This window comes from Pseudomonas sp. BNK-45, from assembly GCF_047456255.1.
Taxonomy (GTDB): domain Bacteria; phylum Pseudomonadota; class Gammaproteobacteria; order Pseudomonadales; family Pseudomonadaceae; genus Aquipseudomonas.
The window spans coordinates 4542069-4557451 of the sequence record NZ_CP179909.1 but is presented as its reverse complement, the minus strand read 5'-3'; the positions used below and the strand labels follow the sequence as shown (position 1 = coordinate 4557451).

Here is a 15383-nt window from a genome sequence, read left to right as displayed (position 1 = left end):
AGTCGTCCCTTAACCGCGCGGAGTCGCAGCGGCGAGTTTCACAGCCGGAGCCGCCTTGGCAGGGGTGACCTGCGGCAGGTTGCTGGCTTCCAGTGCTTGGCGTTGTTGGGCCAGGGCGGCGAGGGTTTCCTGGCTGGCCATGGGGATCACCTCAGGCGTCACCGGGGCGCCGGGACGTGCCCGTTGCAGACCCTTGACGATGATGGTGTCGTCCTTGCTCAGGCCGCTGCGCACGATGCGCAGGCCTTCGATCTTCGGCCCCAGTTCCACGGCGCGGTAGGCCGGCTTGTTGTCGGCGTCCATCACCAGCACGAACTTCTTGCCCAGGTCGGTGCCCACGGCCTCGTCGTTGATCAGCATCGCCGAGTAGGTGCCGCTGCCCACCAGTTTCAGGCGCGCATACAGGCCCGGGGTGTAGCTGCCGTCACGGTTGTCGAACACCGCACGGCCGCGGATGGTGCCGGTCTTGGGGTTGACCTGGTTGTCGACGAAGTTCATCTGGCCCAGGTGCGGGTGGCCTTCTTCATTGGACAGGCCCAGGTACACCGGGGTGGTCTGGCCGCGCTGGCCCTGGCGGGCGAGCTGGGTGTACTTGAGGTACACGCGCTCGTCGGCGTCGAAGTAGGCGTAGACCTTGTCGGTGGACACCAGGCTGGTGAGCGGGGTGACATCGGCGGTCACCAGGTTGCCGGCAGTGATCTGCGCACGGCTGACGCGACCGCTGATGGGCGCCACCACCCGGGTGAAGCTCAGGTTGAGCTTGGCCAGGTCGAGCTGGGCCTGGATCGCATCGACCCCGGCCCGGGCTTCCTGGGCGGCGCTGCTGCGGGTGTCGGCCAACTCGGCGGAAATCGCGTTGCTGGTCAGCAGGCGCTGGCCGCGCTGGGCTTCGTTGGCGCTGCGGGTGGCGGTGGCCCGGGCTTGCTGCAGTTGGGCTTCGAGACGGCGGACTTCAGCCTGGAACGGGCGCGGGTCGATCTGGAACAGCAGGTCGCCTTTCTTCACCAGGGCGCCTTCGGTGAAGGCCACCTGATCGATCTGGCCCGATACCCGTGGACGGACTTCCACGGTTTCCGGGGCTTCCAGGCGCCCGGTGAACTCGTCCCATTCGTTGACCGGCTGCTCCAGTACCTTGGCCACGCTGACTTTGGCGGCGGGCGGAGCGGAGGCGGTTTCCGGGGCCTTGCCGCAGGCACTCATGACCAGAACGGCGAGGGCGGCTAAGGGGTAACGCAAGAATTTGACTGACTGGTCCATGGTTCATCCGCCAAGGTAATTTGAGATGGGCGGATGATGCTCGGCAGGTCTGTATCTCACGAATCGAATGAAGCGAAGGTAACTATCATTCGGAATGATATAAGCCCCGAGCGAGCCCTCTAGCCTGCGCCTGTCGTTAGGCTGCTATCAATCCCCTCGCGCGCAATTCATTGTTGCTCGCCACGCAACATTGGTCGGCGTAGGTCGCCATCGGCAGCGAGGTAGTTGAACTGCGCTCGGGGAGGAACCTTGAGCGGGCCAGGCAGGGCGCTTCGGAGACTTTTTGCAGCGGCTCCCACTTGACAGCAAAGCCTTTGAAGACGCGTAATGCGTTGCTATGTTAACGTTAACCTAAATAAGAACAAAAGGATCGTCACATGCAGCTTGCCGCCAAACGCGAGTACTGGCTTATCAGTGGTCTGTTGTTTTTCTTCTTCTTTTCGTGGTCGTCCAGCTATTCGCTGTTCTCTATCTGGCTGCATCGAGTCATCGGCCTGAATGGCACGGAAACCGGCTTCATCTTTGCCGCCAACGCCATTGCGGCGTTGCTGGTCCAGCCATTTTATGGCGCGCTCCAGGACCGCCTCGGGCTGTCCAAAAAGCTCCTGGTGTGGATTGGCATCCTGCTGTGTGCCGCCGCGCCCTTTGCGATTCATGTCTATGCCGGCCTGTTGGCGCAGAACGTGGTGCTCGGGGCGCTGGTCGGTGCCGCGTTCCTGGCACTGGCGATGCTGGCCGGCGTGGGGGTGATCGAGTCGTACACCGAGCGCCTGTCGCGGCATGCCGGTTTCGAGTTTGGAACCACCCGGATGTGGGGATCGCTGGGCTGGGCCAGTGCAACGGGCGCGGTCGGCGTGGTGTTCAACATCGATCCGGACATCACGTTCTACATGAGCAGCGCCGCTGGCATCGTGTTCCTGCTGATCCTGTCGCGCCTGGACCTGAGCCGCTTGAACCAACCGGCGGCGCAGGCGGGCATGGCGGCCCGGCCGGTGCAGTTGAACGATCTCGGGAAGTTGCTGGTCCTCCCGCGATTCTGGGCCTTCAGCCTTTACCTGACGGGGGTGTGCGGGATCTACATGATCTACGAGCAACAGTTCCCGGTGTATTTCTCCTCGTTTTTCCCGACCCCGGAGGAGGGCACCCGCGCCTATGGCTACCTGAACTCGTCCCAGGTGCTGGTCGAGGCGGTCTTGATGCTGTTTGCCCCCTGGGTGGTCAGCCGCACAGGCGCCAAATACGGGCTGATCCTGGCGGGCGGCATCATGTTCGTGCGCATCCTCGGTTCCGGGCTGGCAACGCAGGCCTGGACCATCGCCACCTGCAAGATGTTGCACGCCCTGGAAGTGCCCCTCTTGCTGGTCTCGATATTCAAATACATTTCCCTCAATTTCGACTCCCGGCTGTCTGCCTCGATCTACCTGGTGGGCTTTCAGTTCGCCCAGCAATTGACCGCCATGCTGCTGTCGCCGCTGGTGGGCTACGGCTACGACCGCTTCGGCTTCGCCAACGTCTACGTGCTCATGGCAGCCCTGGTCGGCGCTTGCCTGCTGCTGTCATGGACCTTGTTGCGCAAGGACCCCGCGCGCGGCACCTCCCAAGACGGGCCCGGCGATTCGCCGGAGCTGCCCGCCATCTCTCAATCCGCCCTTCGTTATGAACCCTAGACAGGAACCAGCCATGCACGCGGCACTGTTGGACCAAGCGCACCGCGCTATCGAAAAAACCTTGGCGGAGCGGGGCAACGACTTTCGCCCCGCCTATCATCTTGCGCCGCCGGCGGGATGGATGAACGACCCCAACGGCCTGGTGTTTTTTCGCGGTGAATATCACGTGTTCTACCAGCATCATCCCTATTCGGCGCAATGGGGGCCGATGCACTGGGGACATGCCAGGAGCCGTGACCTGGTGCATTGGGAGCATCTGCCCATCGCGCTGGCGCCTGGCGCTGCCTATGACCGCGACGGCTGCTTCTCGGGGTCTGCAGTGGTCGCGGACGACAGGCTGTACCTGATCTACACCGGGCATGTGTGGCTGGGCGCGCCGGGCGACGACCAGAACATCCGTCAGGTGCAGTGCCTGGCCAGCAGCACCGATGGCGTGTCGTTTCACAAGCACGGGGTGGTGATCGAGACGGCGCCGGAGCCGGGCATCATGCATTTTCGCGATCCCAAGGTGTGGCGACGGGCAGGGCAGTGGTGGATGGCCCTTGGCGCGCGTTGCGGCGACGACCCGCAGCTGCTGCTCTATCGTTCGCACGATCTTCAGCACTGGGAGTACCTGAGCTGTGCCCTGCAAGGGCAGCGTCAGCCGGACGGCTACATGTGGGAGTGTCCGGACCTGTTCGAGCTCGATGGCTGCGACGTGTTTCTCTATTCGCCCCAGGGCCTGAAACCCAGCGGCTATGACAACTGGAACAAGTTCCAGAACAGTTACCGAATGGGCCTGCTGGACGACCGGGGTTTTTTCAGCGAGTGCGGCACGCTGCGCGAGCTGGATCACGGTCATGACTTTTATGCTGCGCAGACCCTGCTGGCGCCGGACGGGCGCCGCCTGCTGTGGGCCTGGATGGACATGTGGGACAGTCCGATGCCGAGTCAGGCGCATCACTGGTGTGGAGCGCTGTCGCTGCCTCGGGAGTTGAGCCGCGACGGCGAGCGGCTGCGCATGCGGCCGGCCCGCGAGTTGACGGCCTTGCGCCGGTCGCTGCGGACCTTGCCGATTGGCGCGGTGGAATCCGCCGATTGCCTGCTCGATGAGCGAGGCACGCTGCTGGAGTTCGAACTGACCCTGGACCTGGCTGGCAGTACCGCCGAGCGCTTCGGTCTGGCCCTGCGTTGCAGCGAGGACCGGCAGGAGCGGACCCTGGTGTATTTCGATGCCATGGCGCGCCGTCTGGTGCTTGACCGGCAGCATTCGGGCGCCGGTGTGAGCGGGGTACGCAGCGTGCCGATTGCCTGGGGGCAAACCCGGATCGCCCTGCGGATTTTTCTGGATCGTTCCTCTATCGAGGTGTTTGTCGACGATGGCGCCTACAGCTTGAGCAGCCGTATCTATCCTGGTCCCGACAGCCAGGCGGTCACGGCGTTTGCCATCAATGGGCGCGGTGCTTTCGGCGACGTTTCGCTCTGGCACCTGGCCGATCTGCGCCTCTGAGGCGCGGGCGGGACGCGCCTGGCACGACTTGCGGCGGCGTGTTGTCATGCTTTTGCCAGGCATGACATGATGCCCGGCCCTATCAGCATTGGCACCTGCGAATGGCTTCAGTTAAAGATGTCGCGCGCCTGGCAGGGGTTTCCTTCATGACGGTGTCCAGGGCGCTCAATACCCCGGAAAAGGTCAATCAGGAAACCCTGGCGAAAGTTCTGCAAGCGGTGGAGACCCTGGGGTATGTCCCCAGCCTTTCTGCGCGAAAGATCCGCGGCGGCTCCTCGGGTGGCAAGACGATCGGCGTCTTCGCCCTGGATACCGCCACCACGCCCTTCGCTGTGGAAATGCTCCTGTCCATGGAGCGCACCGCCCGCGAAAGCGGCTGGAACCTGTTCATCGTCAACGTCTTTGAAGTGCCGCCGAACCAGCAGACCATCGATCTGATGCTGTCCCATCAGCCTGATGGGATCATCTTCAGCGCTATGCAGCTGCGCACCGTCGAGATCCCCCCGGTACTGCGCAGCCTGCCGCTGGTACTGAGCAATTGCGTGAGCCTGGAGCCCGGCGTGGCCTGCTACGTGCCGGATGACGCAGACGGTCAGTATCAGGCAGTGCGCTACGCCCTCAAGCGGGGCTACCGCAGTCCGCTGTGCATCAACCTGCCGCAGAGCAGCCTGGCCTGGGAGCAGCGACAGCTGGGATTGGCTCGCGCTTTCGCCGAAGCCGGGATAGCGGTAGCCGATGTGCCTCAATACCACCTGTCCCAGGACGACGCCTATCAGGAAACCATTGCCGTGCTGGAGAGCCGGTTGCGCGAGCTGCAAGGCCGGCCGGCGTTCGATCTCCTGGTGTGCGGTAACGATCGGATCGCTTTGGTCGCCTACCAGTACTTGCTCAGTCGCGGCCTGCGCATTCCGGATCAGGTGGCGGTCCTGGGGTACGACAACATGATCGGTGTTGCCGAGCTGTTCTATCCGCCGCTCAGTACCGTGCAATTGCCGTATTACGAGATGGGGCGGCGGGCTGCTCAATACCTCATTGAACGCAGGGAACAGCCGATGATTCACCGGGTGGCATGCCCGCTGGTGGAACGCGAGTCCTGCTGAACGCCATGGCTGGCGGGACAATGCGCCAGCCAGCGGGCGCCCATGATCCTGGGGCTGGTCAATCGTCGGCCAGCCTTTACATTTTTTGACTGTAAATTCACTGATTAATACAACTCCGGCTTTGGCAAAGTTCGATACTGCGCGCTCTACCGCCCTGGAGGATTTTCCGCTCGGGGTATCGCTCCAAATGCACGAAAGGAATCATCCGGATGTATCTCTCTCATAGGCTCACGGGGATCGGTCTGTGTGCCGCGTTGTTTGTCCTGGCAGGTTGCGCGCCCACTTCAATCGCCGGACCCGGGGCCAACAATGTGCGCATCACCCACAATGAACCGGGACGTGAATGCAAGTTTCTTGGCGATGTCACCGGCAGCCAGGGTGACTTTCTATTGGGCAGTATCACGGGCAACGCCAACCTCGAAACCGGCGCCCGCAACGACCTGAAAAACAAGGCCGCGGCGATGGGGGGCAACCGGGTTTATCTGCTCACTCAGCGCGCCGGACAGACCGGTTCGGACAATCGCTTGGAGCAAACCAACGTGACGCTTTCGGGCAATGTCTATCATTGCCCTGAGCCCTGAACCGACGCCCTCCCTTTGATCGCGGAAGATCTTTCCCCCGCCAAGAGCTGACCTGTCGGCGCTATCGAAGTCGGCCTCGGTTGGGGGCATCTGCGTGCCACGGATCGCTGGCCAACGTGCGTTCGAGCATGGCTGGTGGATGGCCGCAAGGGGCCATGTCAGACTGCTTGCCGGCTTTTTTGCCCGAGGCAAAAGGGCCGCTACTGGCGATTGGGATCAAAGGGAATTGACGATGCAAACAGACCACATCTTTATTGGCGTGAATGATCACCGGCAAGGCGCTGAGGCATTGAAAGCCCTCGGATTGGTTGAAGGGACGCCGAACACCCACCCGGGCCAAGGCACTGCCAACAGACGGTTCTTCTTGCGCAATGCGTTCATCGAGCTTTTGTATCTCACCGATGAGGCCGAGGCGCAAAGTCAGTTGACCGCGCCGACACGACTCTATGACCGCCTCAAGGGTGATGATGCACACGCCGCGCCCTTTGGCGTTTGCTTCAGGCCCTCCAGCGAGGGCGAGGCGCCGCTGTTTCCGGTCTGGGAATATCGCCCCCAGTATTTGCCCGCGGCCCTGAAAGTCGACGTGGGGCATGCGCCGGTCAGCGAGCCGATGTGGTTTTTTCTGGCGTTTGCCAACAGACCCGATGAGGCGCCGATTGAGCGCGCCCAGCCGTTTGAACATCCCAATGGTTTTCGCGAGATGACCGCGGTGCGCATCACCACGCCCGCCCGCGACGCTTTTTCAGCTGCTGCCCACTGCGCAAACCAGCTGCAGGGCTTTGCGATGGTCCAGGGCGATGAGCACCTGATCGAAGTGGAAATCGATCATGGAGCCAGCGGCCAGCGCCGGGATTTTCGTCCGCTGCTGCCGATGATCATGCGCTGGTGATGCGTTGCGCCGATCGCTCGGTCATTGCTGCCGCTGAGCCCGCTGCTTGCGGCGGGCGCTTCAGGAGGGCAGGGACAGCAGCCAGGCGCTGAATGTCTTGAATGCCGGAAAATGCTGATAGCGTGCGGCGCAGGTCAGGTAATAGTTGCGGCCGCTTTCCATGGGGCCGAACAGCTTGACCACGGCCCCAGACTCGATTTCATCCTGCACCAGAATATCCGGAACCAGCCCGATACCTATGCCTGCGGCCACCGCCTGGATCAGGTGGGCGGTGAGCTCGAAGCTGGGGCCCGTGCGCATCTTCTGGTGATCCAGGTTGTTGCAGTCGAACCAGTCAGACCAGCCGTTGGGCCGCGAAACCACATTGAGCAGCAAATGATGGGTGATGTCGTCGAGGGACAGCTCGGGGGTGTCTGCCAGGGCTTTGGGGCTGGCGATCACGATCAGCTTTTCTCGCAGCAACAGGTGCGACACGTAGCCCGGCCAATCCCCTTTCCCCGCGCAGATGATGGCTTGCATGTCGCCCACGCTGGAGGGGTTGTCGGCATGAATGATCCTTGAGTGGATATGCACCAGGTTCCTGGGATGACGGGCATAAAACTCATGCATTTTCGGCAGCAGCCATTTTGAGCCGAACGTTGGAAGCACCGCCAGGTTCAACGGGCCATCGTCTTCCTTGAAGGCGATGGTCTGCAGGGTGGCGCTGCGAATGCGGCCCAATGCGGCTGTGAGCTCATGCTGGTAAAGGGCGCCGGCGGCGGTGAGCTCGATTTTTCTTCCCTCGCGCTTGAACAGCGAGATCTCCAGTTGCGACTCCAGGGCCTGCACTTGCCGGCTGACTGCGCTTTGCGTCAGGGCAAGTTCGTCCGCGGCTTTGGTGAAGCTGCAATGGCGGGCGGCGGCCTCGAAAGCGACCAGCAGGGACATCGAGGGGGTCAGTCGGCGTGGGTTCATTCATAAAGCTCATGCAAATGCTGCAGGTTTTACGTTTGTGTGAAACGTCTTGGCCCCACAGAATCTGGGGTGTGCCCCTCGCCATGAAGCAGCTGTCGGGGGGTAAGCATACATAACGAGAATGCTCAGATTAGCGGTATCGCCAGTAGGAATTCCAGCATGATTGCCCGGTTGTCTCCCCATGAAGTCAAAAACCCAGCCTGTGAGTTGTTCCTGGCTCGCCTGGAACAGGAGGGTTTCCAGGGCGAAATCGCTCGCGATCATGGACTCAGGACCGTGCTGGCAACCGACAACTCGATCTATCAGCGCCTGCCGCAAGCCGCGGTGTTTCCGCGCAATGTGCAGGATGTCGAGCTGTTGGCCCGTCTCGTGGCGCTGGCGCCATTCAGCTCGGTGGTGCTCACGCCGCGGGGCGGCGGAACAGGCACCAATGGTCAATCGTTGACCAGTGGGGTTGTGGTCGACCTGTCACGGCATATGAACGGCATCCTCGAGATCAACGTCGAGGAACGCTGGGTGCGGGTGCAAAGCGGTGTGGTCAAAGACCAGCTCAACGCGGCGTTGAAAGCCCACGGGCTGTTTTTCGCGCCCGAGCTGTCGACCTCGAATCGGGCCACCATCGGCGGCATGATCAACACCGACGCAAGCGGTCAGGGAAGCTGCACCTATGGGAAAACCCGTGATCATGTCCTGGCGCTGTCCACCATTCTCATCGGTGGCGAGCGGCTCGACAGTGCGCCCCTGGAGCCTGAACAGTGGCAGGCGCAGGCCCGTCGCGAAGACAGGGTTGGCGCGGTCTATCGATGCGCGTCGCAGATCGTGCAGCAGTATGCCGAGCTCATCGAACACACGTTTCCCAAGCTGAACCGGTGCCTCACGGGGTACGACCTGGCGCATCTGCAGGAGCCCGATGAGCGCCTCAATCTGAGCAGCGTCCTGTGCGGCTCCGAAGGCTCGCTGGGTTTCATTGTCGAAGCCACGCTGAATGTGCTGCCCATTCCCCAGTATTCGATCCTGGTCAATGTGCGTTATGCCGGCTTCATGGACGCACTGCGTGACGCCAAGGCGTTGATGGAGCTCAAGCCCCTGTCCATCGAGACGGTGGACTCCAAGGTCCTCGGACTGGCCATGAACGACATCGTCTGGCACGGCGTCGCCGAATACTTTCCCCAAGACCTCGATGTGCCGACCCTGGGCATCAACCTGATTGAATTCAGTGGCGACGACGAGGCGGCCCTGCTGCAACGGGTGCATGAATTTGTCCTGCACCTGCAGCGTGACACCCGCGTGGTGCGATTGGGGCACACCCTGGCCGTCGGCGCCGAGGCAGTGAAGCGGGTCTACGCGATGCGCAAGCGGGCGGTGGGGCTGCTGGGCAACGTCAAGGGTTCCGCCAGGCCCCAGCCGTTCGTTGAAGATACCGCTGTTCCTCCCGAGCACCTGGCCGATTTCATCGGGCAATTTCGCGAGCTGCTCGATAGCCATGGCCTGGAATATGGCATGTTCGGCCACGTGGACGCCGGGGTCCTGCATGTGCGGCCGATCCTGGACATGAAAGACCCGGCTCAGGCGGCGCTGATCCGGCCCATTTCGGACGCCGTCGCCGAGCTGACGCAACGGCACGGCGGCTTGCTCTGGGGCGAGCACGGCAAAGGACTGCGCTCGCAATACGTGCCCGACTACTTCGGCGAACTCTATCCGGCCCTGCAGGAACTCAAGGCGGCTTTTGACCCGAACAACCAGCTCAACCCGGGCAAGATCGCCACGCCAAAGACGCTGCCCGGCGCCCGGTTGACCCGGGTGGATGAAGTCCGGTTGCGGGGCGAGCTGGATCGCACCATTGATGAGCGGGTCTGGTCGCACTATGACGCCGCCGTGCATTGCAATGGCAACGGCGCCTGCTACAACTTCGATCCCGATGACGCCATGTGTCCTTCCTGGAAAGGCACCCGCAACCGAGTGCACTCGCCCAAGGGGCGGGCTTCCCTGGTGCGTGAATGGCTGCGCTTGCAGGGGCAGCAAGGTGTCGATGTGCTGGCTTGCCAAGGGGATCTCTCGTCCGGGGCCGCGCTTCTCGGCCTGCCGCGACGTGCGGTCAATACGCTTGCGCAGAAGATGGGCCAGAAAGACTTTTCCCATGAGGTCTACGATGCAATGGCCGGGTGCCTGGCCTGCAAGTCCTGTGCGGGGCAGTGCCCGGTGAAAGTCAATGTGCCGGACTTTCGTTCGCGATTCCTGGAGCTGTACCACAGCCGCTATCTGCGCCCGCTGAAGGATTACCTCATCGGCTCCCTGGAGTACACGATTCCCTACTTCGCCCGCGTGCCGCGCTTGTACAACGGCATCCTCGGCTCGCGGATGGTGGGGGCGTTGCTGCGGCGGGTGGCCGGGATGATCGACAGTCCGCTGCTGAGCTTGCTGAATTTCGATGAGGTTTGCCGCCGGTGGAACGTGCGCGTGGCGTCGCCCGCACGGCTTGAGGGGCTGGACGAGGCGCAACGTGCTCGCAGCGTGATTCTCGTGCAGGACGCCTTTACCCGTTACTTCGAAACACCGCTGCTGGCTGACTGGATCGAATTGATTTCCAGGCTGGGGTTCGAGGTGTACATCGCGCCGTTCGCGGCCAACGGCAAGCCGCTGCAGGTCCAGGGATTCTTGAAAGCCTTCGAAAAGGCCGCGCATTTCAACGGCCGGTCCCTTCGCCAGCTGCACCGATATCAGATTCCCCTGGTGGGGCTGGATCCGGCGATGACCCTGGTGTATCGGCAGGAGTACGCCAAGACCCTGGGGCAGGATCAAGCGCCGACGGTGCTGCTGCCGCAGGAGTGGCTGGCGCAGGTACTGGCGCCATCGGCGCTGGGCGCCGATCAGGGGACTTACTACTTTCTGCCGCACTGCACCGAAAAAACCAACGAACCGGGCAGCGTGGCCCTGTGGCAGACGATCTTCGCGCGAGTCGGCCTGACGTTGCAGGTGCAAGCCAGCGGCTGCTGCGGGATGTCCGGAACCTACGGCCACGAAGCCCGGAACGCCGAGACTTCCGACGTCATTTACAGTCAGTCCTGGGGGCCGCTGGTGGCCCGTCTCAATGGGGCAGGGCGCCTGCTGGCGGATGGCTATTCGTGTCGAAGCCAGGTCAAGCGCAAGGACGGACAGACGGTTGAGCATCCGCTGCAGGCGTTGCTGAAGCTGATGCGCGGCGCCGCCCAATCTTCAGGAGCTTGAGTGGCACGGGCCCGAGGCGCTGTGACGGCCTCGGGTGTCTGTCGCTGTGGACTGGCGTGTATCGGTGGGTGGCCGGCGCGTCAGGGGGCATCAGAAGCCGTAGAGCTGTGCCGGGTTATCCACCAGGATCTGCTTGATCAGCGCGTCATCGTTTTCAACCCAGTCGAACAGCATCTCCAGCAGGCTGGCGTCGTTGGGCATCGGCACCGGTATGCACGGATGTGGCCAATCGCTTGCCCATAGCAGGCGGTTCGGGTTGGCCTCGATCAGCGCCCGGGCGTAGGGCGTTACGTCGTCGTAAGGGAAGTCCTTCGACGCGGTAAAGCGATAGGCGCCGGAAAGCTTGACCCATGCACGACCTTCTTTCAGCAGCCGCAGCAGGTCGATGAAGCCCGGGTGGTTCAGTCCGCAACTGGTGGGCATGTGCCCCATATGGTCGATGACGACCGGCACGGGCAGGCTGGCCACGGTTTCATACAAGTCGGCGAATTCGGTGATATCGATCAGCAACTGAAGGTGCCAGCCAAGGGGGGCGACTTTGTCCGCCAGGGCCGCAACATCCGATACCTCGACGCCACTTTTGAAGATCAGGTTGACGCGCACGCCGCGGACCCCGAGGCGATGCATCGCCGACAGGGTGTGTGGATCGGTGTCGGTATCGATCACCACCACGCCGCGCAATGCACTGCCCCCTTCTTTCAGCGCCGCCAGGGTGGTGCTGTTATCGGCCCCATAGACACTGGGTTGGACGATGACTGCGCGACTCAACCCGAGGGTTTTCTGGACACGCTGAAAGGCCTCCAGGGGAGCGGGTGGCGGCGTGTAGGAGCGGTGAGGGGAGAACGGTTGCCCATGCTCGTCACCAAAGACGTGGAAGTGGCAGTCGCATGCGCCCTCCGGCAAGGTGCGTTGCAGTTGGCGAGGCTCGGGATCCGGGCCTGCGCATTGCGGCGCATAGGTTTCGCCCAGCGAACTCATCCGCGTGATTTCCCAGCCTTGCAATCCGCGCAATCCATTGCGCTCGGCGGAGTTGATGATTTGTTGCCAGGTGGCGCGTCTGGCGAGGTCGGGGTCGCCGAGTTTGATGGCGTCAAAGATCGCCTGGTGTTCGGCCAGCAGCGTTTCGCCGAGGTCGCTCGAACGAACCAGGCGGTTCTCCAGCAAGGCCGCTTCGTAGACGTGGCTGCAGAGAAAGATGATGAAGTTGCGAAAGTAGTCATTGCCTGTGGCGTCGGCAATTGCCCGCTTGAACTGCAGGCTGTGCTCCAGCATGTCCTGACGGTTTTGTAGGCCGGTGCGCAGGGTGTCCAGGGCCGCTGCGATCTTGTTCAACTGATTGCGCGAGCGGCGTCGGGCGGCCATGGCGGCGGCGGCGACTTCGAGGTCCAGGCGCAGTTCGTACAGCTGACGCAGCTTGTTGCTGTCGGTCAGTTCCTCTTGAGTGATGCGGAAGCTGCTCTGATTGGCTTCGGTGGCAACAAACACCCCAAGCCCTTGGCGACTGATGACGAGACCGGCCGAATTGAGCCGGGCCACGGCTTCACGCACTACATTTCGGCTGACAGCGAAGGCTTCGGCCAAGCGACTTTCGGTGGGGATGCGATCACCGGGACGGAGTCGGCCTTCACGTATTTCACTTTCCAGATAACGAAAGATTTCAACCGAGAAGTGATCACGTCGGCCAATTGCTTTTATAGTCATTTTACTCAGTCATCGAATGTCAGTTTCAAAAGCTTGAAACGTAGAACGCCCGCGTAACGAACGATACGCGGGCGTTACTCTAACAAATGATGGCTCGCTCAGTGCAATTGCTTGCCCTTGGTTTCCGGGAGGAAGCAGGTCACCACCAGGACAAGGCAGTAGGCACCTCCGGCGAACATCGCGATCGCGGTGCCCAGGCTGTATTGGGCACTTATGAAACCGACGAGCCCTGGAAACAGAGCACCCACCGCCCGCCCGAAGTTATAGGAGAACGCCTGGCCGTTGGCCCTCACTGCCGAAGGGTAGAGCTCTGTCAGAAAGGCCCCCATGCCGCTGTAGATACCGGAAGCGGCGAAACCCAAGGGAAAGCCGAGAATCAGCATCTGGGTATTGGTCAGGTTCAGTTGCATGTAGCAGATCACGCTGACGGCCGACAGAACGGCGAAGATGATGAAGTTGGCGCGGCGTCCCAGCCGGTCGGACAGGAAGGCGCCGCAGACGTAACCGAAGAACGACCCCATGATGACGACCAGCAGATAGCTCCCGGTGCCGAAGACCGACAGGCCCTTCTCCAGCTTCAGATAGGCCGGCAGCCATGTGGTGATCGCGTAGTAGCCACCTTGCACACCCATGCACAGCAGAGCCGACAACAGGGTGGTGCGCAGCAGCGAAGGGGAGAAAATGTGCCAGAAAGCCACCGTGTCGCCTGTTTCGCTCTGGTGCTTTTTGGTCTGCAGGAAGACCTCGGGCTCTGGCACGTATTTACGAATGTAGAGGACCAGGAGTGCAGGTGCGATGCCGATCCAAAATAGCGAGCGCCAGGCAAGGTCTTCCGGAAGGTAGCTGAAGGCCACTGTGTAAAGCAGCGCGGCCGCGCCCCAGCCGACCGCCCATCCACTCTGCACGATGCCCACAGCCTTGCCGCGATGCTCCGCTCGGACCATTTCGCCGATCAACACCGAGCCCACGGCCCACTCGCCTCCAAACCCGAGGCCCTGCAGCGCGCGAAGAACAAACAGCTGTTCGAAGTTTTGCGCGAAGCCGATCAGCACCGTGCAGATCGAGAACCACAGAATGCTGATCTGCAGCAGCCGCACCCGACCGTAGCGGTCCGCCAGAATCCCCGCTCCCCATCCGCCAATGGACGAAAAAAGCAGTGTCACGGTGCTCAGCAGTCCCACTGATCCCTTATCGATGTGCCAGAGGGTCATCAGCGAGGCGATGACAAAGGTGAACACCATGAAGTCCAGGGCGTCCAAAGCCCAACCGCCAAATGCCGAATAGAAGGTGCGTTTTTCAACGGTATTAAGTTCGCTAAACCAACTCATTATTGTTCTCCGTGCAGCACCTCGGTGCTGCTGGGTTATTGTTTTTGTTATTTGAAGTCGTACAGAACGGCTGGGTTATCGACCAGGATGCTCTGTCGTTGGCGTTCACCGGGCGCCCATGAGTGCAAGCGATTCAGTAATGAACCGGTGTCGGGCGTGCTTTGGAGGGCGACGTGAGGCCAGTCGCTGCCCCAAACCATGCGTTCGGGTGCGGCGCCCAGCAAGGCATGGGCCAGGGCATCCGTATCGGCATAGTCCGGAGGCTGCTCACTCAGGCGATAAGCGCCCGACAATTTGACCCACCAACCCTGTTCCGCCACGTTTCTCAGCAGCAGCTCGAAGCCCGGCTCCTTGACGCCCAGGTGGGCCGGGAAGTGCCCGAAGTGATCGATCACTACAGGGCAGGGCAGCTTGGCTATCCGCGCCTGCAGCTCGCTTAAAAGCCGGACATCAATCAAAAACTGCATGTGCCAGCCAAGGTCGGCAACTCGATGGGCCAGACGCTCCATCAAGTCCAGATTCACTCCGCCGCGAAACAGAACGTTGATGCGCACTCCACGCACACCCAAGGCGTGCATGTGCGCCAGTTCGTCATCGCAGATTCGTTCGTCGACGACCGCGACCCCCCTCAGTTGATCGGGATGGCGTTGCAACACCTCGAGCATGTAGCGGTTGTCGGTGCCATAGACGCTGGGCTGCACCAACACCCCTCGCTGCATTCCCGTCGCCCGCAACATGTCCAGATACAACGCCTCAGGTGCGGGAGGCGGGGTGTAACTGCGGTCGGATACCAGGGGATAGCGCGCGAAATCGGCGCAGATCACATGCGCATGGGTGTCGCACGCACCTGCCGGCAGCACGAAGCTGGGCGCTCGGATCTTTTCTCTCGGGGCGGCACAGGAGGGCGGCCATGCTGTGGCGGATTTGGGGTGAGACATGGATTTCATCTCCTCGACAGCTCTTCGCACGCCTTGGCGGCTGAAAAGCGGTACTTGTTGGTTGTTGGTTGTAGGTTGTCCAACAAGTGCTGGCATGTTGAATTTTTGCCATGGCCTTGTCAATGCGCGCAGGTGCGGATTTCGCACGGCGGAGAAATGGCGATTTGTGAGCTAATGGGAATTTGTATTAATTGCGAATAGTTTTGTATAGCATTCGCGGGCGTTTTTTGGCGGTTTCACCGCTTGTATTGGCC

General features: G+C 61.7%; 11 protein-coding genes. 6 read left to right on the top strand and 5 right to left on the bottom strand.

From position 1 onward, the window contains the following. Positions 1-9: 9 nt before the first annotated feature. Entirely contained in the window at positions 10-1257 is a 1248-nt protein-coding gene (gene mexE / locus ACMGG8_RS20400; protein WP_060839112.1) for a multidrug efflux RND transporter periplasmic adaptor subunit MexE, read from the bottom strand. A gap of 377 nt (positions 1258-1634) precedes the next feature. Between mexE and ACMGG8_RS20395 the strand changes: the two genes are divergently transcribed. From ACMGG8_RS20395 to ACMGG8_RS20375, 5 genes are all read left to right on the top strand, one after another. Beyond that, on the top strand, positions 1635-2924 hold the full coding sequence (locus ACMGG8_RS20395; protein WP_129406001.1) for an MFS transporter: 1290 nt from the start codon (positions 1635-1637) through the stop codon (positions 2922-2924). Between the two features lie 13 nt (positions 2925-2937). Beyond that, positions 2938-4413 carry a glycoside hydrolase family 32 protein gene (locus ACMGG8_RS20390; protein ID WP_060843472.1) on the top strand — a complete coding sequence of 492 codons (1476 nt, stop codon included), beginning with the start codon at positions 2938-2940 and terminating at the stop codon, positions 4411-4413. Between the two features lie 101 nt (positions 4414-4514). Beyond that, positions 4515-5513, top strand: coding sequence for a LacI family DNA-binding transcriptional regulator (locus ACMGG8_RS20385; protein WP_060839115.1), 999 nt, complete (start codon positions 4515-4517; stop codon positions 5511-5513). Positions 5514-5722: 209 nt separating this feature from the next. After that, the gene (locus tag ACMGG8_RS20380; RefSeq protein ID WP_108543474.1) at positions 5723-6094 is read left to right on the top strand and encodes a DUF4156 domain-containing protein; all 372 of its coding nucleotides are present in this window, start codon (positions 5723-5725) and stop codon (positions 6092-6094) included. A 232-nt stretch (positions 6095-6326) separates the two neighbouring features. Then, the gene (locus ACMGG8_RS20375) at positions 6327-6983 is read left to right on the top strand and encodes a VOC family protein (protein ID WP_414158292.1); all 657 of its coding nucleotides are present in this window, start codon (positions 6327-6329) and stop codon (positions 6981-6983) included. Between the two features lie 60 nt (positions 6984-7043). Here the strand turns inward: ACMGG8_RS20375 and ACMGG8_RS20370 are convergent, their stop codons facing one another. Further along, entirely contained in the window at positions 7044-7937 is an 894-nt protein-coding gene (locus ACMGG8_RS20370; RefSeq protein WP_060839118.1) for a LysR substrate-binding domain-containing protein, read from the bottom strand. Between the two features lie 159 nt (positions 7938-8096). On the opposite strand from ACMGG8_RS20370, the gene ACMGG8_RS20365 reads away from it, so the two are divergent. Further along, entirely contained in the window at positions 8097-11162 is a 3066-nt protein-coding gene (locus tag ACMGG8_RS20365; RefSeq protein WP_414158291.1) for an FAD-binding and (Fe-S)-binding domain-containing protein, read from the top strand. Between the two features lie 90 nt (positions 11163-11252). On the opposite strand, the gene ACMGG8_RS20360 is transcribed toward ACMGG8_RS20365, so the two are convergent. The 3 genes from ACMGG8_RS20360 to ACMGG8_RS20350 form a co-directional block, all read right to left on the bottom strand. Then, a complete protein-coding gene (locus tag ACMGG8_RS20360) occupies positions 11253-12863 on the bottom strand; it encodes an amidohydrolase family protein (protein ID WP_414158290.1) in 1611 nt (536 codons plus the stop codon). Positions 12864-12961: 98 nt separating this feature from the next. Further along, positions 12962-14191 (bottom strand): MFS transporter, encoded by a 1230-nt coding sequence (locus ACMGG8_RS20355; protein ID WP_060839121.1) that lies wholly within the window; start codon positions 14189-14191, stop codon positions 12962-12964. Positions 14192-14238: 47 nt separating this feature from the next. Continuing rightward, positions 14239-15129 (bottom strand): amidohydrolase family protein, encoded by an 891-nt coding sequence (locus ACMGG8_RS20350; RefSeq protein ID WP_414158289.1) that lies wholly within the window; start codon positions 15127-15129, stop codon positions 14239-14241. Between the last annotated feature and the right edge of the window lie 254 nt (positions 15130-15383).

Coding starts and splice junctions, on each gene's coding strand:
- ACMGG8_RS20395 (WP_129406001.1), top strand. CDS start 1,635: ATGCAGCTTGCCGCCAAACGCGAGTACTGGCTTATCAGTGGTCTGTTG.
- ACMGG8_RS20375 (WP_414158292.1), top strand. CDS start 6,327: ATGCAAACAGACCACATCTTTATTGGCGTGAATGATCACCGGCAAGGC.
- ACMGG8_RS20385 (WP_060839115.1), top strand. CDS start 4,515: ATGGCTTCAGTTAAAGATGTCGCGCGCCTGGCAGGGGTTTCCTTCATG.
- ACMGG8_RS20355 (WP_060839121.1), bottom strand. CDS start 14,191: ATGAGTTGGTTTAGCGAACTTAATACCGTTGAAAAACGCACCTTCTAT.
- mexE (WP_060839112.1), bottom strand. CDS start 1,257: ATGGACCAGTCAGTCAAATTCTTGCGTTACCCCTTAGCCGCCCTCGCC.
- ACMGG8_RS20365 (WP_414158291.1), top strand. CDS start 8,097: ATGATTGCCCGGTTGTCTCCCCATGAAGTCAAAAACCCAGCCTGTGAG.
- ACMGG8_RS20390 (WP_060843472.1), top strand. CDS start 2,938: ATGCACGCGGCACTGTTGGACCAAGCGCACCGCGCTATCGAAAAAACC.
- ACMGG8_RS20380 (WP_108543474.1), top strand. CDS start 5,723: ATGTATCTCTCTCATAGGCTCACGGGGATCGGTCTGTGTGCCGCGTTG.
- ACMGG8_RS20370 (WP_060839118.1), bottom strand. CDS start 7,937: ATGAACCCACGCCGACTGACCCCCTCGATGTCCCTGCTGGTCGCTTTC.
- ACMGG8_RS20360 (WP_414158290.1), bottom strand. CDS start 12,863: ATGACTATAAAAGCAATTGGCCGACGTGATCACTTCTCGGTTGAAATC.
- ACMGG8_RS20350 (WP_414158289.1), bottom strand. CDS start 15,129: ATGTCTCACCCCAAATCCGCCACAGCATGGCCGCCCTCCTGTGCCGCC.